Source organism: Amycolatopsis sp. NPDC101161 (assembly GCF_044768185.1).
Lineage (GTDB): Bacteria > Actinomycetota > Actinomycetes > Mycobacteriales > Pseudonocardiaceae > Amycolatopsis.
The window spans coordinates 782,876-803,130 of record NZ_JBIWPI010000006.1 but is presented as its reverse complement, the minus strand read 5'-3'; the positions used below and the strand labels follow the sequence as shown (position 1 = coordinate 803,130).

The window sequence follows — 20,255 nt, the reverse complement described above, 5'->3', positions numbered from 1 at the left end:
GACACCATGCGCACCGGCATCCTGATCGACGAGCTCGGCGTCGGCTTCGACGGCATGCGCGCGCAGGCACGCGAAGCGGCGAAGCTCGGCTACGGCACGCTGTGGCTGGCGCAACGCGGCGGCTGGGACGCGCTCACAGCGTTGCCCGCGTTGGGCGTGTCCGGCGTCGAACTGGGGACGTGCGTCGTGCCGACGTACCCGCGTCACCCGATCACGATGGCCGCCCAGGCTTTGACCGTCCAGGCCGCGGCCGGCGCGCCGGTCCACCTCGGCGTCGGGCTGAGCCACCGGCACATCGTCGAGCGGGAGTTCGGGTACTCCTACGACCGCCCGCTGCGGCACCTGCGCGAGTACCTCGAAGCACTGAACCCGTTGCTGCGCGGGGAAAAAGCGGACGTCCACGGCGAATCGCTGACAGCGGCGGGCGGGCTGACCACGCCAGGCGCGTCCCGGCCGGCGGTCCTGGTCGGCTCGGTGAGCCCGGGCTCGACGCGGCTGGCCGGCGAGCTGGCCGACGGCGTGATCACGACGTGGGCCGGACCGCGGGCGACCGGCGAGTTCGTGGCACCGACGCTCGGCGCCGGCCGGGTGGTCTCCGGCCAGCTGATCTGCGTGACGTCCGAAGTGGACGAACGCCGGTCGTGGGTCGAAGAGACCTACGGGGCGGCGGCGCAGGTTCCCGCCTATCGGTCCATTTTGGACCGCGACGGTTACGCGCGCGTGTCGGACAGCGTCATCGTCGGGGACGGGGAAACCGTGCGCCGGCGGGTGAAGTCGCTCGAAGACGCCGGCGCGACCGAGCTGCTGGTGATGCCGTTCGGGACGCCCGCGGAGCAGGCCCGCACCCGCGAGCTGCTCGCGGCATGACCGGCCTCTGGGTGGACGACCTGCGGCCGGCGCCGCCGGGCTGGACGTGGGCGAAGTCGAGCGCCGCGGCAATCGAGCTGCTCGCCGGCGGCGAGTTCACGGCGATCTCCCTCGACCACGACCTCGGCGGCGACGACACGACCCGCCCGGTCGTGCTGTGGCTGTGCGAAAACGACCGCTGGCCGCCGGAAGTGCGCATCCACACGGCCAACCCGGTGGGCCGCGAGTGGCTCGTCGGGATGGCGCGGCGGTACGGGCCGGGCGTCCGCTAGCCGGTGCCGCGGGCGCGCCGGGCCTGGATCAGGTCGTCGCGGGCGCGGGCGACGCGGGAGCGGACCGTGCCGACCGGGCAGCCGCAGACGTCGGCGGCCTCGGCGTAGGACAGGCCGAGGACCTGGGTCAGCACGAGGACTTCGCGCCGCTCCGGCTCGAGGCCGTCGAGCAGCAGGCCCAGCTCGACGAGCTCCTCGAAGCCGGCCGCGGGGTCGCGGGTGCGTTCGGCGGCGATTTCCCAGTCGGTGTCGGCGATCTTGGGGCGGGCGCCGGCGGCCCGGATCTGGTCGACGACCACCCGGCGCGCGATGGACAGCAGCCACGTCCGCGACGACGAACGTCCGGCGAAGCGGCGAAGGCTGCCGAAGGCGCGAAGGTACGTCTCTTGGGTCAGGTCGTCGGCCGCGGCCGCGTCGGTGAGGTGGGCGAGGAAGCGCCAGACGTCGGCCTGCGTCGCGCGAACCCACTCGTCGAGGGCACGCCGGTCGCCGCGGCCGGCGGCCATGGCCAGGCCCGTGACGCGTTCGTCGTCCTCACCGCGGGTCATGATCCGGAACGTAGCAGTAACCGGGAACCTCCGGGGCCCGCCGTCCGACTACTGGGAGGTGAAGTGCGAGGAGTGCCGCGAAGGGCTTTCGGCCCGGCTGGACGGCGAGGACGAGCCGGTCGGCGTCGACCGGCACCTGGACGGTTGCGCGGCGTGCCGCGAGTGGTTCGCGGCCGCGTCCGACCTGCGCCGCGCGATGGTGCTGCGCCCGGCGCCGCCGGTCCCGGACCTCACGGCGGCGATCCTCGAGCGCACGCCGGCGCCGTCCGGTGAGGGCTGGGCGCCGCGGATCGCGCTGGCCCTGGTGGCGATCGGGCAGCTAGGCCTGGCGTTCGCGCAGCTGCTCGGCACCGACGGCGCGCACGGCCTCGCCCACCTCGGCCACGAGAGCGGCGCGTGGAACCTGGCGATCGGGATCGGCCTGCTGACGGCGGTGGCGCGGCCCCGGACGGCGGGCGGGCAGCTGCCGGTGCTGGCCGGGTTCGTCGGGGTCCTGCTGGTGCTGTCGGCGGGCGACCTGGCGGCGGGCCAGGTGACGCTCGCGCGGCTCGCGACGCACGTCCTGGTCGTGCTGGGCCTGGCGCTGCTGTGGACGGTGCACCGCGGTCACCGCGACCACGGCGGCGCACCACTACCGGCGGCCACGGCCGACGACGGCGGCCCGACGGTGTCCGGGTCCACTGTGGACGCCCCGGCGGGACGGCCGCGGCCGCGTCCCTTCCGCCGCCAGGCCCACGGCCGGCACGCGGCCTGAAAGAACTGCCGAATAGGGCGTTATACGCCGGTCACTCGATCTGCTTGACCGCCCACTCCGCCCACTCCCTCTGCATGACCGAGAAGCGCTTCCCCCACTCCAGGACGAGCCGGCCGTAGACCGACTGGTTGTCGTCCCCCCAGTCGATCGAGCCCTCCAGCTCCTCCAGCCGCTTCTCGCGCTCCCTCCCCGCCTCGCCCATCGTCGCCACATAGCCGCGTGCCTGCTCCGGGGAGACCGAGCCGAGGAAGTACACGCGCAGCAGGCCCGCGCTGCGCGGGGGGCCGCCCGGGTCGACCTCGACCAGCCAGTGCCGCAGCTCGGCGAGCCCGGCGTCGGTGATCTCGTACTCCTTGCGCCCGCGCGGGCCCTCGGCCTGGACGCGGATCATGCCCGCGCTCTCCAGCTTGCCGAGCTCGCCGTAGAGCTGGCTCTGCGTCGCGGGCCAGACGCTCGCCATCGCCCGCTCGAAGCGTTTCAGCAGGTCGTAGCCGCTTCCCGGCTCGTCGGCCAGCATCCCGAGCACCGCGTGTCGAAGGCTCATACCGCCATCATGACATTCCACTCTTGACATGTCGACTCGGCAGCTTCTAGTTTCGACATGTCAAAGTTGGAATGTCGGGAAGGACCCGCCGTGAACTACCTGAAGAGCCTGCTGCCGTGGATAGCGTTCGCCGTGGTCGCGACGCAGTTCGACTGGCGCTGGTCCGGGCTCACCGGCCTGGCGATCTCCGCCGCCCTCTTGCTGCTGGCCCGCCGCGACGGCCGCAAAGCCGACACGCTGATCCTCGAGTGGAGCGGCTTCACGTTCTTCGCGCTGCTCACCGCCGTCGCGTTCGTCTTCCCGGCGTCGCCGCTGAAGACCTACACCGGCGCGCTCACCGACGCGTGGCTGGCGCTCACCGCCTGGGGCTCGCTCGCCATCGGCCAGCCGTTCACCCTCGGCATCGCCCGCACGACGACGCCGGAGAAGTTCTGGGACAACCCGATCTTCAAGCGGGTCAACGTGATCATCACGCTCGTCTGGGCGATCAGCTTCACCGTCGGCGGCCTCGCCGGCATCGCGCTGCTGAACTACGCGCCGCACGCGACGGCGGCGCTGATCGCGCTCAAGGTCGTCTGCTTCGCGGTCCCCGTCGCCTTCACCATCCGCTACCCGCGCAGCGTGCGCGCCCGCGCCCAGGAAGCCGCATGACGACCTCCGCGTTCCACCTCACCGGCGCCTACGCGCCCGTCCACGACGAGCTGACGGCGTTCGACCTCCCGGTGACCGGCGCGCTGCCGCCCGAGCTGACCGGCTGGTACCTGCGCAACGGCCCCAACCCGCGCGGGGACAGCGGGCACTGGTTCACCGGCGACGGCATGGTCCACGGCGTCCGCCTCGAAGCCGGCCGGGCCGCCTGGTACCGCAACCGGTGGGTGCGCACCGACAGCTTCGCGGACCCGGATCTCAAGCTGTACAACGAAAACGGCACGCGGAACCTGCACGCGAGCGTCGCGAACACCCACGTCGTCAACCACGCCGGCCGCACGCTGGCGCTCGTCGAGTCGTCGCTGCCGTACGAGATCACGACGGACCTCGAGACCGTCGGCGCCTACGACTTCGGCGGCGAGCTGGCCGACTCGATGACCGCGCACCCGAAGATCTGCCCGGTGACCGGGGAGCTGCACTTCTTCGGCTACGGCAGCATCACCGCGCCGCACGTGAGCTACTACCGCGCCGACGCGGCCGGGAAGCTCGTCGTCAAGCAGCCGATCGACGTGCCGGGGCTGACGATGATGCACGACTTCGCGCTGACGAACGAGCACGCGGTGTTCTACGACCTGCCGGTCGTGTTCGACCGGGCGTCGGTCGGCCGGGGCATGCCCTACCGGTGGGACGCGGGCTACGGCGCCCGGCTCGGCGTGCTGCGCCGCGACCGGCCCGAAGCCGGCGTGCGCTGGCTGGAGATCGAGCCCTGCTACGTCTTCCACACGCTCAACGCGTTCGACACCCCGGACGGGCGGATCGTCGTGCACGTCCTGCGCTACGACCACCAGTGGTGGGCCGGCCACGAGGACCCGCCGGCGTCGCTGTGGCGCTGGACGATCGACCTCGCCGCCGGCACGGTGACCGAAGACCGGCTCGACGACCGGCCGGGCGAGTTCCCCCGCATCGACGACCGGCTCGCCGGGTCCGACGCGCGCTACGGCCACGTCACCGGCCGCGACGTCCTGCGCCGCCACGACCTGCACGCGGGCACCTCGGTCGAGCACGTCTTCGGGGCCGGCCGCGTTCCCGGCGAAGCGGTGTTCGTCCCGGCGGAGCACGGCGAAGGCTGGTTGCTCACCTACGTCTACGACGCGGCGGAAGACCGCAGCGACCTCGTCGTGCTCGACGCCGGGAACGTCGCCGCGGCGCCCGTGGCGACCGTCCACCTCCCGCAGCGCGTCCCCGCGGGCTTCCACGGGAACTGGCTGCCGGACGCGTGAGCGCTCAGGCGAACTTCGTCTTCGGCCGCTCCTGCCGGACGTCGTCGACGAAGACGTCGACCTTCTCGTCGAGGAACGCCACCAGGCCGGCGGCGCGCTCGCTCTCCGGCAGCGGCGTCGGGTAGCTCCAGGCGAGGTCGGGGTGCCCGGCCACGTCGAAGTGCTCCGCGGCGCCCTTGTACGGGCAGTGCGTCACCGCGTCGATCTTCTCGAGGAGGTCCATCCGGACGTCCACGCGGGGCAGGTAGTAGCGGGTCGGCAGCCCGGTCTCGAAGAGCAGGTGCGGCCGCACGGTGTCGGCGACGGTGACGCCGTCGACCTCGATCCGCACGTGGCGCGAGCTCGGCAGGATGTCGACGCGCACCCCGGGGTCGCGCGGGTGCGTGAAGATCTGCTCGTCCTCTTCGAACCAGTCGAAGGCGCCGAACTCGAAGCGGACGTGGTCCCGCAGCTCCTCGATCGGCGAATCCGGGTATTCCAGCGCGCCGTCCACCGCCTCGGCTCGGCCAACCTTTATCGTCGACCGAACGCCTTCTCCACGGCTGGGCGAGTGCGACGTCCGGCCCGAGGGGGCGAGAACGCCGCTCACGACGTCCGCGCGCGGGAAGTAGTACGTGGGGTAGTACGGGACTTCCCACACCAGAAGGGGGTGCACCGTGTCCGCGACGACCTGGCCGCCGAGGAACACCCGCACCCGCTTCGCGCCTTGTGCCACGCGGACCCGGCCGCGTACCGGAGTGCTCATGCCCCGGTCAACGGGTCCCGAAGCGAGCGTATTCCGGCGAAACCGGGGTTCGGGCGGCTAGCGTGGCAGGAAGTACGAGAACGAGTGGAGGCGGGCACGGGTGGCCGGCGTAGATGCTCCAACGGTCGGGACCCCCGCCGGGATGCGCAAGATCAACCAGCGGGCGGTGCTCGACCTGCTGCGCCGCAGCGGCGCGGCGACCCGCCCGCAGGTGGCGAAGGAAACCGGGCTGTCGAAGCCGACGGTCAGCCAGGCCCTGCTGGCGCTCGAAGCCGCCGGGCTGGCGCGCCCGACCGGGCAGACGTCGACCGGCACCGGCCGCTCGGCGGTGCTCTACGAAGCCGACCCGACCGCGGGGTACGTGCTGGGCGTCGACATCGGGCGTGAGCACATCCGCGTCGCGGTGTCGGACCTCGGCCGCAAGATCGTGGCCCGCCGGGACGAGCGCAACAGCGCCCGCTCCGGGGCGGCGCTGGTGACGGCGGTCGGCAAGATCGCGGCTTCGGCGGTCGCGGAGGCGCGGCTGTCGGCCGCCGACATCGTTGTCCGCGTGGTCGGCTCCCCCGGCGTCGCCGACCCGGAGAAGCGCTGCTTCCGGCACGCGCCGAACCTGCCGGGCTGGGGCCGGGCCGGGCTGATCGACGACCTCGAAGCCGCGCTGGGGCCGGACCTGATGGTGGAGAACGACGCCAACCTGACGGCGGTCGGCGAGGGCGAGAGCGGCGCCGCGCGCGGGGCGTCGGTGTTCGGCTGCATCACGATCGGCACGGGCGTCGGCATGGGCATGATGGTCGACGGCCGGGTGTTCCGCGGCGCGACGGGCGCGGCCGGCGAGATCGGCTACCTCCCGTACGGCCGCACGCGCTCGTCGTCGGAGGACGGCACGCCCCCGGCCCGCGGTCACCTGGAGGAGGCGACGGCGGCCCAGTCGGTGGTCCGCGGCGCCCGCGAACTCGGCTTGGGGACGGCGAAATCGGCCCGCGAGGTGTTCCGCCTGGCCCGCGAAGGCGACGAACTGGCGAAGCAGGCGTTGGAGGCGGAGGCCGACCGGCTGGCGTACACGGTGGCTTCGGTGGCGGCGGTGATCGACCCGGAGCTGATCGTGCTGGGCGGCGGGATGGGAACGGCGGCGGACCTGCTGCTGGAGCCGCTGGACCGCGCGCTGCGGGCGTTCACGCCGTTGGTGCCGAAGGTGGTCCAGGGCGAGCTGGGCGAGGACGCGGTCCTGACGGGCGCGATCAGCGTGGGACTGCGGGCGGCCGAGGGGCTGGTCTTCGAGCGGCGGGTGGGCGCGGCCTGAATCCATGAATGTCTCGATCTCGCAGGACTTCCAGGCTGTCTTCGGAGAGCTACCGAACGCGGTCAAGGACCAGGTCATCGGATTCGCACAGCTTCTCGAGGACGGCAACCCGAACCTGACCCTGCGTGCGGTTCCCGGAGCCGACCCTCGGGTCCGCATCGCCCAGGTCGCCCAAGACTGGGAGATCGCCCTTATGGTGTTTTCCCCCGCCGAACACCTCCTGCTCACGGTGCTACCGATCGACGAGGCACCCGACTGGGTGCGCGGACGGAACTTCGACCGCATCCACACCGGTGCCTTCGAGTGGCGTCTTACAACCGGCACGAATCAGCTTTCCGAACGGGCGCGGCTCATCCCCGGCTTCGCCGGGGAGACCACCAGCGGCACCGACCGCCTGGGCATCACCTACGACGCCCGCGCCCTGGCCGCCCTCCTCGCCGCGAAGTCACTTCAGCCCCCACTCGCGGTCGGTCTTTACGGCGAGTGGGGCACCGGCAAGACATTCTTCATGCGCACCCTCGAAGCCGAAATCACCGCGCTCGACAGCCTGAGCTGCTGCCACAACGTGGCACACGTCTGGTTCAACGCCTGGCACTACGCCGAAGGCAACCTCTGGGCCAGCCTCGTCCACCACATCTTCGTCTCCCTGCACCGCGACGATTCCCCGCAGGAGAAGGCCCTCACCGCGGCCCTGGACCGGGTCCACGGCATCCAGCAGACCAAGGAAGAGGCACAGGCGCAGGTGAACTCGGCCGCCGCGGCGGTCGCCAGTGCCCGGGACGCGGTCGATCGGCTCGAAGGGGAACGGGAAGCAGCGCTGGAGAACGCCGGCGAGGTCACCGCGAAGGATATCTGGACGACCGTCAAGGTCGATCCGGAGCTGCGGAGCGGGCTCGCCAAGGCCGCGGAGCAACTCGGCCTGACCGGCATCGGGGAGAACGCCCGCGAGCTGGCCCGCACGGCGAAGGACATCCGGGACACCGTGCGGCGCAGCGGAATCCTGGCGACCGCGCGGCCGTGGTGGCGGTCTCCTCTGGTCCTCGGGCTGCTGGCCGGCCTCGTGCTCTGGGTGGCGGGCATCGCTGTGATGACCGCGGTGGACTGGATCCAGCCGTGGCTGCCCCCGGTGACGGCCGCGCTCGGCGGCGCCTTCACCTGGCTGACCAGCCAGGCACGTCGGTTGCGCGAGCTGCTCGCGCCCGCTGAACGGATCCAGGCCGAACTCGACAAGCGGGTCGCCGAGGCCGAGGCCGCGTATCGCGCGAAGGAGGCCGAGGCGCGTCAACGCTACGAAGCCACCGAAGCCGACCTCGCCGCGGCCCGCGCCGCGTTGCTGGCCGCCGAACAGCGAGAAGCCGCGGCGCAGGCTGACCTCGGCGAGCTGGCCGGTTCCCGCCTGCTCGAGCGCTACCTGTCCGAACGGGCGAGCAGTGACGACTACCGGCGGCACCTCGGCGTGGTCGCGCTGGCGCACCAGGACCTCAGCGACCTCGACGCTTACCTCCGGGCCGCACTCGAGGACGAGACTGCCGAGTCACCGGTCGATCGGATCGTGCTCTACATCGACGACCTCGACCGGTGCTCATCCGAAACGGTGGTCCGCGTGCTGGAGGCCGTGCACCTCCTGCTCGCGCTGCCGATGTTCGTCGTGGTCCTCGGCGTCGACCCGCAGTGGCTGACCCAGTCCATCCGAGCCCGACAGCCGGAGGCCGAGACCGGCACCGCGCGCCAGTACCTGGAGAAGATCTTCCAGCTCACCTACCGATTGCCCCCGATGACCGCGGACACCTGCGCCGACCTGCTCCAGCACACCGCCGAAGCGACCCAGCCGGAGCCGCCTGCCGCCGACGTCGTCACGCCCCCGAGCGGCTTCGAGCTTCCCATCGAGATCCGGCGCACGTCGTTTGCCCGCAACCTGGGACTCGACCACACCCAGGCGCTGGCCTTGACCGACGCCGAAATCCGGCAGATCCGGCTCGTTGCCCCGCTGGTCGGCAGCTCACCGCGGCGGGCCAAGCGGTTCGTGAACGTCTACCGGATCAGCAAAGCACGCGTCCTCGGCGAGCCCGGCACCCACCTGACGGACGAGGCGGTCGGCGGCCTGATCGTGCTCGTCGCGCTGCTGCTGGCCACCTCCCAACCGCTGGCGCAGGTGGACCCACGCGAACGCCGCACACTGGCCCAATGGGCCGAGGACCAGCTCATGGCAGAGCGGAAGGAATTCCTCGGCGGCGCACCGGAACTCGCCGAGCTGCCGATGTCGGCCGTCGTCCGGTTCTTGCCGCAGGTCGAGCGGTTCACCTGGCAAGCGGCTTAGGCCGCGCGCCAGGCTTCTCCGCCCGTCGAGATCCGCCACGGCGTCAGCTTCAGCACCGTGATCTTCGGGTCCCGGAAGTCCTCGCCACCCAGGATCTTCGGGTCGTAGCCCAGGGGCTCCGGGGTCGATGCAAAGAGCTCCCACAGGTACTTCCGCGACGGCTCGTCGTCCGCGAACTCCGCGCGGCACTCCGCCACCGCCACTTCGTGCCGCGGGTCCCAGTACGAGCACGACACGTACGGCGACGCCGCCAGGTGCTTCGCCTTCAGCGGCGTCGGGCGGGTGAACAGCCACCCCGTCAGCCCGAGCGGACCCCGCTCCCAGATCGGGTGGACCACCCGCGACCGCGGCCGGCCCCGGCCGTCGACGGTCACCAGCGTGCACCAGACGATGCGGTGCGCCACGCGCACGAACGCTTCGGCCAGTTCGGCCGGCACTGTGCTAGATTCCACAACCATGGTTGTGCATCCTAGCACCCTCGACCTCTCGCTGACCGCGCTCTTCGCGGGCTGGGCCATGACCGACGAGATCCAGCGGCGGCTCGCCGGCCGGGGGCTCGACGACCTCAGGTTCAACGACGGCGTCGTCATCCAGCACGTCCTGGCCGCACCGCTGTCCATCACCGCGGTGGCCGAACGCATGGGCGTCACCCAGCAGGCCGCGTCGAAGGCCGTCGCCGATCTCGAACGCCGAGGGCTGCTCAGCCGCGAACCCGACCCCGCCGACGCGCGCACCAAGCTCCTGCACCTGACCGAGCACGCGCGGAACGCCGTCGAGGCCACTCGCGCGCTCAGGGAGGAACTTCAGGAAGAACTGGAGACGGAGTTCGGCGCCGAGCGGGTCGCCGACGCCCGCGACCTCCTGGCGGCGGTCATCGGCCGCTTCGGCGGCGACGACGCGATCCGCGCCCGGCGCGTCCGGCCGCCCCGGTGATTACCCGCGACGTAATCGACGCCCGCGCGAGAATCGGGACATGAGCGAAACGAACCGCATGATCGTCGTCGACTGCCTCGAGAACCTGTTCGTGCGCAAGGACTTCGACGCGGCCAAAGCCGCGCTCCACCCCGATTTCGTCACCCACAGCCCCGGCCTGCCCGACGGCCGCGACGCGTTCGCCGACGCCGTCAAGAACTCTCCGCTGGCCGGCGCGACCGCGGAGATCAAGCACGTCGTCGCGGAGAACGACCTCGTCATGGTGCACCTGCACGTGGCCGGCACCGCCGTCGTCGACGTCCTGCGCGTCGAGGACGGTCTCCTCGTCGAGCACTGGGACGTCAAGCAGCCGCTCAGCGCGTGATGACGCAGGTCCCCGACGCCGTGGCCAGCAGCTTGCCCTCGGCGTCGCGGATCTCCCCCTCGGCGAACGCGATCCGCGAGCCCTCCTTCACGACGCGGCCCGTCGCGCGGATTTCGCCGCGGCCCGCGTGGATCGCCCGCAGGTAGCTCACCTTCAGCTCCACCGACGAGTAGCCGACGCCGGCCGGCAGCGTCGTGTGCACCGCGCAACCCACCACCGAGTCCAGCATCGTGGCCGCGACGCCGCCGTGGACCATCCCGATCGGGTTGTACAGCGACTCGTCCGGCTCCGCGACCGCGACGACCTCGCCGTGGCCGATGTGCTCCCAGCGCAACCCGAAGTGCGCGGCGATCGGCGGGCCGGGGACGCGCCCCTCGGCGACGGCGGTCAGGTAGTCGAACCCGGACATGGTGGCGCCGAGCCGGGCGGTCGCCAGCGGGTCCTGCCACGTGATGGTCTTCGAACGGACCTGCGCTTCGACGTCGGTCATCCCGGCTCCTCGACTATGACAACTGTCTTAACCGCAGCTTCGCCCGCCCGCCCCGCCGTCGTCAAGCGCGCGTGACCCAGGCCACCGGTGGTCCGCCCGCGGGCCGGGTGGAATCATCCGGGGGTGAGCACCGACCGCAAGCTGATCGACCCGGAACGCGTCGCGGCGGCGGTCGACGGGCTGGGCGACCGCGCCGTCATCGACGAATGGGCCCAGCGGTTCTCCGTCGTCGCCGACCCGTCCCGGCTGGCGCTGCTGGTGTCGATCCACTACGCCCGCGAAATCAGCGTCACCGACCTCGCCGCGGTCACCGGCATGACCGACACCGCGGTGTCGCAGGCCTTGCGGCTGCTGCGGGCGCACGGGCTGGTCACCGCGCAGCGCACCGGACGCGTCGTGCGCTACCGGCTCGCGGACGCGACCGTGCACGAACTCATCCATCGGGTGCGGCCGCACCCCCAGGAGCCCACACCCGATCGGGGTGACCGGTAGCGTGCGGGCATGACGGGATTGCCCGAGACCATCACCGCCTGCCTGTTCGACCTCGACGGAGTGCTCACCGGTACGGCCGTACTCCACAGCGAAGCCTGGAAACGGACTTTCGACGAGTTTCTGCGCGCCCGCGACGGCGAAAACTTCCGCGAGTTCACCGCGCAGGACTACGCGACCTATGTGGACGGCCGCCCGCGCGCCGACGGCGTCCGCGAATTCCTGCGTTCGCGCGGGATCGAGCTGCCGGAGGGCACGCCCGACGACCCGGTGGACGCCCCGACCGTGAACGGCCTGGGCAACCGCAAGAACGAGCTCGTCCTGAAGATCATCGACGAGCGCGGCGTGAACCCCTACCCCGGTTCGATCCGCTACCTCGACGCGGTCAAGGCCGCGGGCCTGCGCATCGCCGTCGTGACGTCGTCCGCGAACGGCGCGAAGGTGCTCGACGCCGCCGGCCTGAGCAAGTACGTCGAGGCTCGCATCGACGGCCTCGTCATCCGCGAACGGAACCTCAAGGGCAAGCCCGCGCCGGACTCGTTCCTGGCCGGCGCCGAGGCGCTCGGCGTCGAACCCGCGCACGCGGCCGTGTTCGAGGACGCCCAGTCCGGCGTCCAGGCCGGGAAGGCCGGCGGCTTCGGCTACGTCGTGGGCGTGAACCGGGCCGACCAGGCCGCCGAGCTGAAGGCGCACGGGGCCGACATCGTCGTCGACGACCTCGCCGACCTGCTGGAGGATTGATGACCGAAGAAGAACCCCGCGGCTACGAGTGCTCGCCGTGGGAGCTGCGCTGGCGCGGCATGGACGTCGACGCGCTGCAGCGCACCGAGTCCGCGTTCGCGGTGTCGAACGGGCACATCGGGCTGCGCGGCACGCTCGAGGAAGCCGAGCCGCGCGGGCTGCCCGGCACCTACCTCAACGGTTTCTACGAGCAGCACGAGCTCCCCTACGCCGAGGCGGGCTACGGCTACCCCGAAGAAGGCCAGACCGTCGTCAACGTGACCGACGGCAAGATCATCCGGCTGCTCGTCGAGGACGAGCCGCTGGACATGCGCTACGGCGCGGCCACCGCGCACGACCGCGTGCTCGACTTCCGCAAGGGCACGCTGAGCCGGACCACCGAGTGGTCGTCGCCGACCGGGCGGCGGGTCCGCGTGCGCACCGAGCGGCTGGTGTCGTTCACCCAGCGCGCGGTCGCCGCGATCCGGTACGAGGTCGAGCCGCTCGACGAGGACCTGCAGCTGGTCGTCCAGTCCGACCTGCTGGCCAACGAGCCGATCGAATCCGACACCAGCGACCCGCGGGTGGCCGCCGCGCTGAACTCGCCACTGGTCGGCGAGTTCCACCGCGCGTCGGACTACAACGCCGTGCTGGTGCACCAGACCCGCCGGTCGGGGCTGCGGATGGCCGCCGCGATGGACCACAAGATCGAGGTGGACGACGGGATCCGCGCCCGCATCCACTCCGAGGAGGACCTCGCGCGGCTCACCGTCGCGGTCGACGTGCCGAAGGGCGGCCGGCTGCGCATCACGAAGTTCCTCGCCTACGGCTGGTCCGCCCAGCGCTCGGTGCCCGCACTGCGGTCGCAGGTCGAGGCCGCGCTCGCGGGCGCGCGCCAGACCGGCTGGAAGGGCCTGATCACCGAGCAGCGCGCGTTCCTCGACGACTACTGGGCCACCTCGGACATCGAGATCGAGGGCGATCCCGAGCTGCAGCAGGCCGTCCGCTTCGCGCTGTTCCACCTCCTCCAGGCCGGTGCCCGCGGGGAGAGCCGCGCCATCGCGGGCAAGGGCCTGACCGGCCCCGGGTACGACGGGCACGCCTTCTGGGACACCGAGTCGTTCGTCCTGCCGGTGCTCACCTACACGATCCCGGACGCGGCGCGCGACGCCCTGCGCTGGCGTCACTCCACAATGGACAAAGCGCGGGAACGCGCGCACCAGCTGGGGTTGCGGGGCGCGGCGTTCCCGTGGCGGTCGATCAACGGCGCCGAGTGCTCGGCGTACTGGCCGGCGGGCACGGCCGCGTTCCACGTCAGCGCGGACATCGCCGACGCCGTCCTGCGGTACCTCAACGCGACCGGCGACGAGGAGTTCGAGCGCGACTACGGCACCGAGCTGCTGCTGGAAACGGCGCGGCTGTGGGCGTCGCTCGGGCACCACGACCGGCACGGCGACTTCCGCATCGACGGCGTCACCGGGCCCGACGAGTACTCGGCCGTGGCGGACAACAACGTCTACACGAACCTGATGGCGCGCCGGAACCTGCTGGCCGCCGCGGACTCGTGCGAGCGGCACCCGGACGTGGCGGCGCACTTCGGCGTCGACACCGTCGAGCTGGACTCGTGGCGCGCGGCCGCCGCGGCGATGTACCTGCCCTACGACGAAGAGCTCGGCGTGCACCCGCAGTCGGAGGGGTTCCTCGACCACGACGAGTGGGACTACGAGCACACCGACATCGCGCACTACCCGCTGCTGCTGCACTACCCGTACTTCGACCTCTACCGCAAGCAGGTCGTGAAGCAGGCGGACCTGGTGCTGGCGCTGCACCTGTGCGGCGACTCGTTCAGCCCGGCGGAGAAAGCCCGCGACTTCGCCTACTACGAGGCGCGGACCGTGCGGGACTCCTCGCTGTCGGCGGGGACGCAGGCGGTGGTCGCGGCCGAGGTCGGGCACCTCGACCTGGCCTACGACTACCTGGCCGAAGCGGCGCTGACCGACCTGCACGACGTGCACAACAACGTGCGCAACGGCCTGCACATGGCGTCGCTGGCCGGGGCGTGGCAGGGCGCGGTGGCCGGCTTCGGCGGCCTGCGCGACCACGGCGGGACGCTGGCGTTCGCGCCGCGGCTCCCGGCGCAGCTCGACCGGATCACCTTCCGGCTGATGTTCCGCGGCACGCGGTTCCAGGTCGAGATCGACCGCGACCAGGCGACCTACCACGTGCTCGACGGCGACCCGCTGGAAGTGCTGCACCACGGCGAGCGCATCACGCTCACCCCGGAGCCGCAGCGGTTCGCGATCCCGAAGATCGACGCGGGCGATCCGCCGAAGCAGCCGCCGGGCCGCGCGCCCATGCGACGCGACTCGGAAAAGCTGCGTCAGTACGCCGAACCGGCGAACCCGATCAGCGAGGTCTACTCCGACTGAGGCGTCACTGCGGGAGGTCGCTCGCGGCCTCCCGCCCGGGTGGGGCCGGGATCTCTTCGGTCCCGCCCGGGCTGACGTCCGGGTCGGGCGCGGTCGGCACGTCGTGCGTCAGCTGGCCCGGTTTCGGCAGCTTCGGGAGTTCGTCGTCTTCGTCGTCCAGGGCGTGGATGCGCTGCTGCTCGCTCATGCTCTCCGGAATACCCGGTTTTCCCGGGCACGGCCAGCGGTCAGGCGGCGACGCCTTTGGCCGCTTTCTCCCGCGCGCGGTCCTGCAGGCTGAGCAGCAGGCCGTCGCGGGTCGACCACGGGCAGATCGCGACCTTGCCGCCGGCGACCGTCAGCAGCGCCTCGGCCACGATCGCGCCCGCTAGCGCCTGGTGCGCGCGGCTGCGGGAGATGCCGGGCAGCTTCGCGCGCTTCGACGGCGGCAGCGCGGCGAGCCGCGGGATCCAGGCGCGCAGGTCTTCGAGCCGCAGCTCCTTGCACTTGTTCGGCCGAGCCCCGGCCAGCCGCGCGAGCTGCTGCAGCACTTTCGAGCAGCCGACGACCATCGGCTCGTCGACGTCCGCAGCGCCGAGCGCGGTGGTCACGACGTCGAGCGCGTGCGCGCGCAGCGCCTTGACCTGCTTGGACGAAACGCGCTCACCCGGCAGCCAGTCGCGGGTCATCGACCGCGCGCCCAGCGGCAGCGACCGCGCGAAGGTGGCCTTGTCGCCTCGGCCGGCGGCGAGCTCGACCGTGCCGCCGCCGATGTCGAGGACCAGCAGCGGGCCGGCCTCGGCGCCGTACCAGCGGCGGGCGGCCAGGTAGGTCAGCTCGGCTTCGCGGCGGCCGGAGAGGAACCGCAGCTCGACACCGGTTTCACCGGCGACGTGCCGGACGACCTCGGCCGCGTTGGCGGCGTCGCGGATCGAGGACGTCGCGAACGGGTAGACGTCGGTGACGCCGTGGCGGTAAGCGGCCGTCATGCCCGCGGCGACGGCGGCCGTGATGTCGGCGATGCCGCGTTCGGTGAGCCGGCCGCGGTCGTCGAGCGCGCGATCGAGGCGCAGCCGCGTCTGGTGGTTCAGCACCGGCTCGCGCGGCGAGCCGTCGACCGGCACCACGACGAGGCGGGCACTGAACGATCCGACGTCCAGCACGCCCACCGCGGGCTCTTCGATTTTCCGCACGACTCGGCGCACCTCGCTTCCGCCCCGATGGATATCCCCGGTTCGACAGGTTGAAACCAGGAATTCTGCCGGAATTCGCGGTAGTTCGCCGGGAATTGTCGGATTTACCTCCTCCGGAGGTGCTTTGTTGACGTGAAGGTCACAGCCACATAACCCGATCGAGTGAACCAGGACACCCCTGGACACGATTCGGTAACGCCCGTTCCCGCTCTCCCGACTTACCGGCGTGCGGCAGGGGAAGTTCGTCGGGCCGGCCGCCGCCGTGCTCGCGGTGGTGGCCGGGCTGGGTTGTGTCCTGCTCGGCGTCACGACGGTGCTGGCGCCGAGCGCGTCGCTCACCCCGGGCGCGGCGGCCGAAGACCGGCCGGCCACGGGGGTCCTGCCCACCGCATTGGTGATCCCCGACCTCGGACTCGCCGTGAGCCACCTCGTCGACCTCGGCCACATCGCCGGCCGCCGCGAGCAGCCCGGCACGGCCCAGGGTGTCGGCTGGTTCGCCGACGGACCGGCACCGGGCGCACCGGGCGTGGCCGTGCTGTCCGGGCACGCGGGCTTCGGGTTCTCGCGAGGCGCGTTCGCCCGCCTGGGCACCCTCCAGCCGGGCGCGGCGGTCCTGGTCCGCGACGACGACGGCCGCGAAGCGCGTTTCACGGTCCGGCGGACGGAGACGTTCCCGCCGGACGAGCCGGACAGCACGCTCGTCGCGCCGGACGGATCGGGCCCCGAGCTGCGGCTGATCACCAGCGACGGGACCCACGACTTCGCCGGCGTGGACACGCCGCGGGTGGCCGTGTACGCGACGCCGGTCTAGCGGCTCAGCCGAGCAGCTCGCGCAGCCGGGCCACCGCCGCCACGCGTGCCTCGCGGCCCGGGAGCAGCGGGTTGACCACCAGCGTCGTCGCGCCCGCTTCCTTGAACGCCGCCAAGCGCTCCTTCACGTACCCTGCCGGCCCGACCAGCGAAATCGAGCGCAGCAGCTCGACCGGCACCGCCGCCGCGGCCTCTTCCTTCTTGCCGTCCAGGTACAGGTCCTGGATCAGCTTCGCCTCGGCCTCGTAGCCGTAGCGGCAGGCGAGGTCGTTGTAGAAGTTCTTGCCCCGCGCGCCCATGCCGCCGACGTACAGCGCCACGATCGGGCGCAGGTGGTCGAGCAGCGGCTCCACGTCGTCGCCGATCGCCAGGGCGGCGCTGACGAACGTGTCGAGCTCGCCCAGCGCCGGGTCGCGCTTGGCCTTGCCCGCCGCCAGGGATTCTCCCCAGACGTCGGCCGCCTTCTCCGGGTGGAAGAAGATCGGCTGCCAGCCCTCGGCGATTTCCGCGGTGAGCGCGACGTTCTTCGGCCCGAGCGAGGCCAGCAGCACCGGGATGCGCTCGCGCACCGGGTGGTTGATGAGCTTGAGCGGCTTGCCGAGGCCGGTGCCCTGCTCCGGCGGCAGCGGGATCGTGTAGTGCTTGCCGTCGTGGACGACGCGTTCGCGGCGCCACACCTGGCGGCAGATCTCGACGATCTCGCGCGTGCGGGCCAGCGGCGCGTCGTACTTCACGCCGTGGAAGCCCTCGATGACCTGCGGCCCGGAGGCGCCGAGGCCGAGGATGAACCGCCCGTCGGAAACGAAGTCCAGGCCGGCTGCGGTCATCGCGGTCAGCGTCGGCGTCCGCGTGTAGATCTGGAAGATGCCCGACGCGAGCTGGACGCGTTCGGTCTTCGCCGCCAGGTAACCGAGCTGGCTCACGGCGTCGAAGGAGTAGGCCTCGGGAACGAACGCGACGTCGAGCCCCACCTTCTCCAGCTCGACGATGTCCGCGACGCTGTCGGCGAAGCCTCCGGCGTAGTTGATCGCGGTCCCGATCCGCATGGCCACCTCCGTTGCTGAGCAAGCGCTAAGTCGCGCTCCTACGTGATACCTCACCCACCGCTCGCCGCTCCCTGCGACGCACTGATTGCAACACGTGTCACACCCCCGACCTCCTCGAACGAGTGGCGCTGGTCACATGCCTGAGCAGCTGGTGCCCGCCTTGATCCCGTCCGACGCCCGGGTTCCGCACCCGAGTCAGCACGCGCGGATGACTCCGTCCAGCGCCCCTCCCCTGGCGGACGTCTTCCCGGCCCCGACCGAGACGACCTGGACCTACGCGATCGCTCGTGTCGACCGCTCCGGTCGCATTTCCGAACAGTCCATCGTCGACAAGCTGGGCTGGGCACCCGCCGATCATCTGTCCCTGACGACCATCGGAACGGGCATCGGGGTGTTCCGACGCGCTGCCGACGGCTGGTATCGCCTCACCAGCCGAGGCGGGTTCCACGTGCCGGGCCCGGTCCGCGCGCGATGCGGGATCCGCAAAGGCGACCGGCTTCTGCTGGCCGCCCCTGAGGCCGGCGATGCGCTCATCTTCTACACGATGCCTCACCTCAATCACTGTCTGTCACTTCAGAATGACCGCGCGCTTCGGGGAGGTCAGCTGTGACCATTGCAGGCCCTCCAGCAGATGAGGCGATCGCGGCAGCGGCCGAGCTGGTGCTCGCCAGGCTCGGCGTGCCACTCGTCCAGCTGGCAGCCAAAGCGCAAGAGACGAGGATCCCGACCTTCGCCGAGTACGTTCCGGAAGTCGCCAAAGCGACCGCGAAGGGCTCGCGCGACACGTGGCAGCACTACTGGCGCGTTCTGGTCGACGAATGGGGCGACAGGCCGATCGACGAGCCTCGCGCCACCGAAGTCAGCCAGCTGGCCAAGCTGGTCCAAGAGCGCGCCGCCGCGAAGCCGTACTCCCGTTCCGGCCAAGGCGCGGAGTCGAACTTCATCGACGCGGTCAAGTGCGTCTACCGGCGCGCTGACGCCGACAAGTTGATCGACTTGAGGGACAGCCCGACAGCCAACCTGAACTACTCCAGGCAACGCGACAGCAACCGTCGCGCGCTCAAGGCCAGCGAGCTAAGCGAAATCAACTTCGTCGCGTCCACCACCGGTTTCGACCCGCTCCTCGACAGCCTCCTGCTCAGACTCCACAGCGAAACGGCATGCCGGCGCGGTGGAGCACTTGCACTTCGCCGTCGCGATCTCAACCCGATGGGTTGCACCGTGTTGCTGCGGGAGAAGGGCAACAAATTGGGTTGCTCGCCGGCGAACTGGCGCGCCAGCGCGGGGCCGATGTGCCCGAGCAGATCTGCTCGACGCCACCAGCCGGTGACGTCGACATGACGATGCTGGTCCGTGCGGTCACCGTGCCAGGTGAAGGCATCACGGAGCCCCGACTTCACCTCGTCAAGCCTTACGTCCTGGACACCGGCTCATGATCGCTTCACTGGGCTTCGGCAAGCAATCGAGTTTCGCCTGTATCTGTATGACGTGCCTTTCGCTTGCTCGGGGCGGCGACCTCGGGGCTGTGACGCGCGCTCATGCCGACGAGCGGATGGTTGCCATGTTTCGTTCAGCCCAGTCGATTGAAACCCTTCAAGGCCCTGGGATTGTTTAGGAGCCGATCCCGATACCCGCCCGACTTCGCCTCGTACCAGGTCCCCGCGCCGTTCGCGGGATTGACGAACGCGCCGTCGAACTCGCGGCCACCCTCGCTGAAGTTGCCTCCACCACCAAGGGCGTCGTGAAGGTAGTCCTCGTAAGCCGCACCGCCTTGCTGCGCTGCCTGCCCGCCCGAAATCGCGGGCGGGCAGTTGTGGACCAGGACGGGAGTGTTGCCTGCCTCCACGTAGTAGGTATCGGTGAATGCTGTCAGGTCAGGCACAGGTGCACTGTCGCAAAAGACGCACCGTTTGTCGCATGACTTCCGCTCGCCCTTACCCTGCTCCTGGCTGTCGTCCGGACGAACGCACGCTCATGCCGCAGTGCGCGTGCCTCGGCAAGTGGTGCTCGGCAGCTCAACACGGGGCCGGCCGCGCGACTGACATAGTCCCGTCAGTGCAGGTTCCGACTGCACGGAACCGCGTCGTCCATGGCGAGCAGGCGGCCGCCACCGCAGGGATTCAGACAACAGTTCAACCCGCCGCAGCAGTCGTCAACCACAGACAGGCCGCATCAGTGTTTTTCCAGCGAGCCCAACGCCTCCCTCGCTGCCGCCACGACAGACGACCATGCTCGCGCCCGAAGGTAGTCCTCGTCGGAAAGCTCGGTTCCCAACTCAGCGAACAGGGCGTCCAGCGCTGCCGCCAATTTTGCCATCGCATCGGCTTCCTCGCGAGAGTAAAGATAGACGCCGACGGCAGCCGCCGGGTCTTCCAACACCTGCGTATCGTCGTAAAGGATATGGATTCGATGAGTAAACTCATCGTACTGCCCAGGCGGCAACTCTCGCCGAACCCACGCAGACCACTGATACTCGGGATCCGCCAGAGCTTTCACCGCTCGAACGATCTCGTTCCGCATGGCCGGA

The 20,255-nt window shown here is 71.0% G+C and carries 25 protein-coding genes; 15 read left to right on the top strand and 10 right to left on the bottom strand.

Translation table 11 applies throughout. The annotated features are described in order from the left end of the window. The first annotated feature begins 6 nt into the window (after window positions 1-6). Complete coding sequence (locus ACIRSS_RS41925; protein ID WP_400905416.1) at window positions 7-867, top strand: TIGR03564 family F420-dependent LLM class oxidoreductase; 861 nt, start codon at window positions 7-9, stop codon at window positions 865-867. Continuing rightward, the gene (locus tag ACIRSS_RS41920; protein WP_400905413.1) at window positions 864-1,139 is read left to right on the top strand and encodes a cyclic-phosphate processing receiver domain-containing protein; all 276 of its coding nucleotides are present in this window, start codon (window positions 864-866) and stop codon (window positions 1,137-1,139) included. The genes ACIRSS_RS41925 and ACIRSS_RS41920 overlap by 4 nt, the downstream gene beginning before the upstream one ends. Here the strand turns inward: ACIRSS_RS41920 and ACIRSS_RS41915 are convergent. Then, entirely contained in the window at window positions 1,136-1,687 is a 552-nt protein-coding gene (locus ACIRSS_RS41915; RefSeq protein ID WP_400905410.1) for a sigma-70 family RNA polymerase sigma factor, read from the bottom strand. The genes ACIRSS_RS41920 and ACIRSS_RS41915 overlap by 4 nt on opposite strands. Here ACIRSS_RS41915 and ACIRSS_RS41910 point away from each other — a divergent pair. Further along, window positions 1,686-2,441, top strand: coding sequence for a hypothetical protein (locus ACIRSS_RS41910; RefSeq protein ID WP_400905407.1), 756 nt, complete (start codon window positions 1,686-1,688; stop codon window positions 2,439-2,441). The genes ACIRSS_RS41915 and ACIRSS_RS41910 overlap by 2 nt on opposite strands. Window positions 2,442-2,472: 31 nt before the next feature. Here the strand turns inward: ACIRSS_RS41910 and ACIRSS_RS41905 are convergent, their stop codons facing one another. Then, on the bottom strand, window positions 2,473-2,985 hold the full coding sequence (locus tag ACIRSS_RS41905; protein WP_400905405.1) for a PadR family transcriptional regulator: 513 nt from the start codon (window positions 2,983-2,985) through the stop codon (window positions 2,473-2,475). A gap of 90 nt (window positions 2,986-3,075) precedes the next feature. On the opposite strand from ACIRSS_RS41905, the gene ACIRSS_RS41900 reads away from it, so the two are divergent. After that, the gene (locus ACIRSS_RS41900) at window positions 3,076-3,636 is read left to right on the top strand and encodes a hypothetical protein (protein ID WP_400905402.1); all 561 of its coding nucleotides are present in this window, start codon (window positions 3,076-3,078) and stop codon (window positions 3,634-3,636) included. Continuing rightward, a complete protein-coding gene (locus ACIRSS_RS41895) occupies window positions 3,633-4,913 on the top strand; it encodes a carotenoid oxygenase family protein (protein WP_400905400.1) in 1,281 nt (426 codons plus the stop codon). Before ACIRSS_RS41900 ends, ACIRSS_RS41895 begins: the two co-directional genes overlap by 4 nt. Window positions 4,914-4,917: 4 nt before the next feature. Here ACIRSS_RS41895 and ACIRSS_RS41890 read toward each other — a convergent pair whose 3' ends face one another. Next, entirely contained in the window at window positions 4,918-5,658 is a 741-nt protein-coding gene (locus ACIRSS_RS41890; RefSeq protein ID WP_400905397.1) for a DUF427 domain-containing protein, read from the bottom strand. A gap of 142 nt (window positions 5,659-5,800) precedes the next feature. Here ACIRSS_RS41890 and ACIRSS_RS41885 point away from each other — a divergent pair, with 142 nt between their 5' ends. Together ACIRSS_RS41885 and ACIRSS_RS41880 are read left to right on the top strand one after the other, a co-directional pair. Continuing rightward, window positions 5,801-6,958, top strand: coding sequence for an ROK family protein (locus ACIRSS_RS41885; RefSeq protein WP_400905394.1), 1,158 nt, complete (start codon window positions 5,801-5,803; stop codon window positions 6,956-6,958). Window positions 6,959-6,962: 4 nt separating this feature from the next. Next, window positions 6,963-9,275 (top strand): P-loop NTPase fold protein, encoded by a 2,313-nt coding sequence (locus tag ACIRSS_RS41880; protein ID WP_400905392.1) that lies wholly within the window; start codon window positions 6,963-6,965, stop codon window positions 9,273-9,275. Here ACIRSS_RS41880 and ACIRSS_RS41875 read toward each other — a convergent pair. After that, window positions 9,272-9,733 carry a pyridoxamine 5'-phosphate oxidase family protein gene (locus ACIRSS_RS41875; protein ID WP_400905389.1) on the bottom strand — a complete coding sequence of 154 codons (462 nt, stop codon included), beginning with the start codon at window positions 9,731-9,733 and terminating at the stop codon, window positions 9,272-9,274. The genes ACIRSS_RS41880 and ACIRSS_RS41875 overlap by 4 nt on opposite strands. Between ACIRSS_RS41875 and ACIRSS_RS41870 the strand changes: the two genes are divergently transcribed. After that, window positions 9,732-10,208, top strand: a complete 477-nt coding sequence (locus ACIRSS_RS41870; RefSeq protein WP_400905386.1) for a MarR family winged helix-turn-helix transcriptional regulator — start codon at window positions 9,732-9,734, stop codon at window positions 10,206-10,208. The two genes, ACIRSS_RS41875 and ACIRSS_RS41870, sit on opposite strands and share 2 nt — an antisense overlap. Window positions 10,209-10,248: 40 nt before the next feature. After that, a complete protein-coding gene (locus ACIRSS_RS41865) occupies window positions 10,249-10,572 on the top strand; it encodes a nuclear transport factor 2 family protein (RefSeq protein ID WP_400905384.1) in 324 nt (107 codons plus the stop codon). Here the strand turns inward: ACIRSS_RS41865 and ACIRSS_RS41860 are convergent. Further along, window positions 10,562-11,062, bottom strand: a complete 501-nt coding sequence (locus ACIRSS_RS41860; protein WP_400877236.1) for a PaaI family thioesterase — start codon at window positions 11,060-11,062, stop codon at window positions 10,562-10,564. The genes ACIRSS_RS41865 and ACIRSS_RS41860 overlap by 11 nt on opposite strands. A 123-nt stretch (window positions 11,063-11,185) precedes the next feature. On the opposite strand from ACIRSS_RS41860, the gene ACIRSS_RS41855 reads away from it, so the two are divergent. Genes ACIRSS_RS41855 through ACIRSS_RS41845 form a run of 3 tightly spaced genes read left to right on the top strand, consistent with a single transcriptional unit; the run spans window position 11,186 to window position 14,700 of the window. Continuing rightward, window positions 11,186-11,554, top strand: a complete 369-nt coding sequence (locus ACIRSS_RS41855) for an ArsR/SmtB family transcription factor (RefSeq protein WP_372666998.1) — start codon at window positions 11,186-11,188, stop codon at window positions 11,552-11,554. A 9-nt stretch (window positions 11,555-11,563) separates the two neighbouring features. Next, entirely contained in the window at window positions 11,564-12,292 is a 729-nt protein-coding gene (locus ACIRSS_RS41850; protein WP_400905382.1) for an HAD family hydrolase, read from the top strand. After that, window positions 12,292-14,700: a glycoside hydrolase family 65 protein gene (locus ACIRSS_RS41845; protein WP_400905379.1), complete on the top strand. Its 2,409-nt coding sequence runs from the start codon at window positions 12,292-12,294 to the stop codon at window positions 14,698-14,700. Before ACIRSS_RS41850 ends, ACIRSS_RS41845 begins: the two co-directional genes overlap by 1 nt. A 4-nt stretch (window positions 14,701-14,704) precedes the next feature. On the opposite strand, the gene ACIRSS_RS41840 is transcribed toward ACIRSS_RS41845, so the two are convergent. Together ACIRSS_RS41840 and ACIRSS_RS41835 are read right to left on the bottom strand one after the other, a co-directional pair. After that, complete coding sequence (locus tag ACIRSS_RS41840) at window positions 14,705-14,887, bottom strand: hypothetical protein (RefSeq protein ID WP_400905378.1); 183 nt, start codon at window positions 14,885-14,887, stop codon at window positions 14,705-14,707. A gap of 40 nt (window positions 14,888-14,927) precedes the next feature. Continuing rightward, window positions 14,928-15,872, bottom strand: a complete 945-nt coding sequence (locus tag ACIRSS_RS41835; protein WP_400905376.1) for a Ppx/GppA phosphatase family protein — start codon at window positions 15,870-15,872, stop codon at window positions 14,928-14,930. 226 nt (window positions 15,873-16,098) lie between these two features. On the opposite strand from ACIRSS_RS41835, the gene ACIRSS_RS41830 reads away from it, so the two are divergent. Beyond that, the gene (locus ACIRSS_RS41830) at window positions 16,099-16,683 is read left to right on the top strand and encodes a class F sortase (RefSeq protein WP_400905373.1); all 585 of its coding nucleotides are present in this window, start codon (window positions 16,099-16,101) and stop codon (window positions 16,681-16,683) included. Window positions 16,684-16,687: 4 nt separating this feature from the next. On the opposite strand, the gene ACIRSS_RS41825 is transcribed toward ACIRSS_RS41830, so the two are convergent. Next, complete coding sequence (locus ACIRSS_RS41825) at window positions 16,688-17,728, bottom strand: LLM class F420-dependent oxidoreductase (RefSeq protein WP_400905371.1); 1,041 nt, start codon at window positions 17,726-17,728, stop codon at window positions 16,688-16,690. Window positions 17,729-17,864: 136 nt separating this feature from the next. Here ACIRSS_RS41825 and ACIRSS_RS41820 point away from each other — a divergent pair, with 136 nt between their 5' ends. After that, window positions 17,865-18,338, top strand: a complete 474-nt coding sequence (locus ACIRSS_RS41820) for a hypothetical protein (protein WP_400905368.1) — start codon at window positions 17,865-17,867, stop codon at window positions 18,336-18,338. Next, entirely contained in the window at window positions 18,335-19,069 is a 735-nt protein-coding gene (locus tag ACIRSS_RS41815; protein ID WP_400905365.1) for a hypothetical protein, read from the top strand. Before ACIRSS_RS41820 ends, ACIRSS_RS41815 begins: the two co-directional genes overlap by 4 nt. A 229-nt stretch (window positions 19,070-19,298) precedes the next feature. Here the strand turns inward: ACIRSS_RS41815 and ACIRSS_RS41810 are convergent, their stop codons facing one another. Both ACIRSS_RS41810 and ACIRSS_RS41805 read right to left on the bottom strand, forming a co-directional pair. Further along, the gene (locus ACIRSS_RS41810) at window positions 19,299-19,610 is read right to left on the bottom strand and encodes a hypothetical protein (RefSeq protein WP_400905362.1); all 312 of its coding nucleotides are present in this window, start codon (window positions 19,608-19,610) and stop codon (window positions 19,299-19,301) included. A gap of 290 nt (window positions 19,611-19,900) precedes the next feature. Next, window positions 19,901-20,248, bottom strand: a complete 348-nt coding sequence (locus ACIRSS_RS41805; protein ID WP_400905360.1) for a hypothetical protein — start codon at window positions 20,246-20,248, stop codon at window positions 19,901-19,903. Window positions 20,249-20,255 lie beyond the last annotated feature (7 nt).

Coding starts and splice junctions, on each gene's coding strand:
- ACIRSS_RS41905 (WP_400905405.1), bottom strand. CDS start 2,985: ATGAGCCTTCGACACGCGGTGCTCGGGATGCTGGCCGACGAGCCGGGA.
- ACIRSS_RS41890 (WP_400905397.1), bottom strand. CDS start 5,658: ATGAGCACTCCGGTACGCGGCCGGGTCCGCGTGGCACAAGGCGCGAAG.
- ACIRSS_RS41865 (WP_400905384.1), top strand. CDS start 10,249: ATGAGCGAAACGAACCGCATGATCGTCGTCGACTGCCTCGAGAACCTG.
- ACIRSS_RS41910 (WP_400905407.1), top strand. CDS start 1,686: ATGATCCGGAACGTAGCAGTAACCGGGAACCTCCGGGGCCCGCCGTCC.
- ACIRSS_RS41895 (WP_400905400.1), top strand. CDS start 3,633: ATGACGACCTCCGCGTTCCACCTCACCGGCGCCTACGCGCCCGTCCAC.
- ACIRSS_RS41870 (WP_400905386.1), top strand. CDS start 9,732: ATGGTTGTGCATCCTAGCACCCTCGACCTCTCGCTGACCGCGCTCTTC.
- ACIRSS_RS41880 (WP_400905392.1), top strand. CDS start 6,963: ATGAATGTCTCGATCTCGCAGGACTTCCAGGCTGTCTTCGGAGAGCTA.
- ACIRSS_RS41920 (WP_400905413.1), top strand. CDS start 864: ATGACCGGCCTCTGGGTGGACGACCTGCGGCCGGCGCCGCCGGGCTGG.
- ACIRSS_RS41925 (WP_400905416.1), top strand. CDS start 7: ATGCGCACCGGCATCCTGATCGACGAGCTCGGCGTCGGCTTCGACGGC.
- ACIRSS_RS41840 (WP_400905378.1), bottom strand. CDS start 14,887: ATGAGCGAGCAGCAGCGCATCCACGCCCTGGACGACGAAGACGACGAA.
- ACIRSS_RS41915 (WP_400905410.1), bottom strand. CDS start 1,687: ATGACCCGCGGTGAGGACGACGAACGCGTCACGGGCCTGGCCATGGCC.
- ACIRSS_RS41860 (WP_400877236.1), bottom strand. CDS start 11,062: ATGACCGACGTCGAAGCGCAGGTCCGTTCGAAGACCATCACGTGGCAG.
- ACIRSS_RS41825 (WP_400905371.1), bottom strand. CDS start 17,728: ATGCGGATCGGGACCGCGATCAACTACGCCGGAGGCTTCGCCGACAGC.
- ACIRSS_RS41805 (WP_400905360.1), bottom strand. CDS start 20,248: ATGCGGAACGAGATCGTTCGAGCGGTGAAAGCTCTGGCGGATCCCGAG.
- ACIRSS_RS41875 (WP_400905389.1), bottom strand. CDS start 9,733: ATGGTTGTGGAATCTAGCACAGTGCCGGCCGAACTGGCCGAAGCGTTC.
- ACIRSS_RS41845 (WP_400905379.1), top strand. CDS start 12,292: ATGACCGAAGAAGAACCCCGCGGCTACGAGTGCTCGCCGTGGGAGCTG.
- ACIRSS_RS41885 (WP_400905394.1), top strand. CDS start 5,801: ATGCGCAAGATCAACCAGCGGGCGGTGCTCGACCTGCTGCGCCGCAGC.
- ACIRSS_RS41820 (WP_400905368.1), top strand. CDS start 17,865: ATGCCTGAGCAGCTGGTGCCCGCCTTGATCCCGTCCGACGCCCGGGTT.
- ACIRSS_RS41850 (WP_400905382.1), top strand. CDS start 11,564: ATGACGGGATTGCCCGAGACCATCACCGCCTGCCTGTTCGACCTCGAC.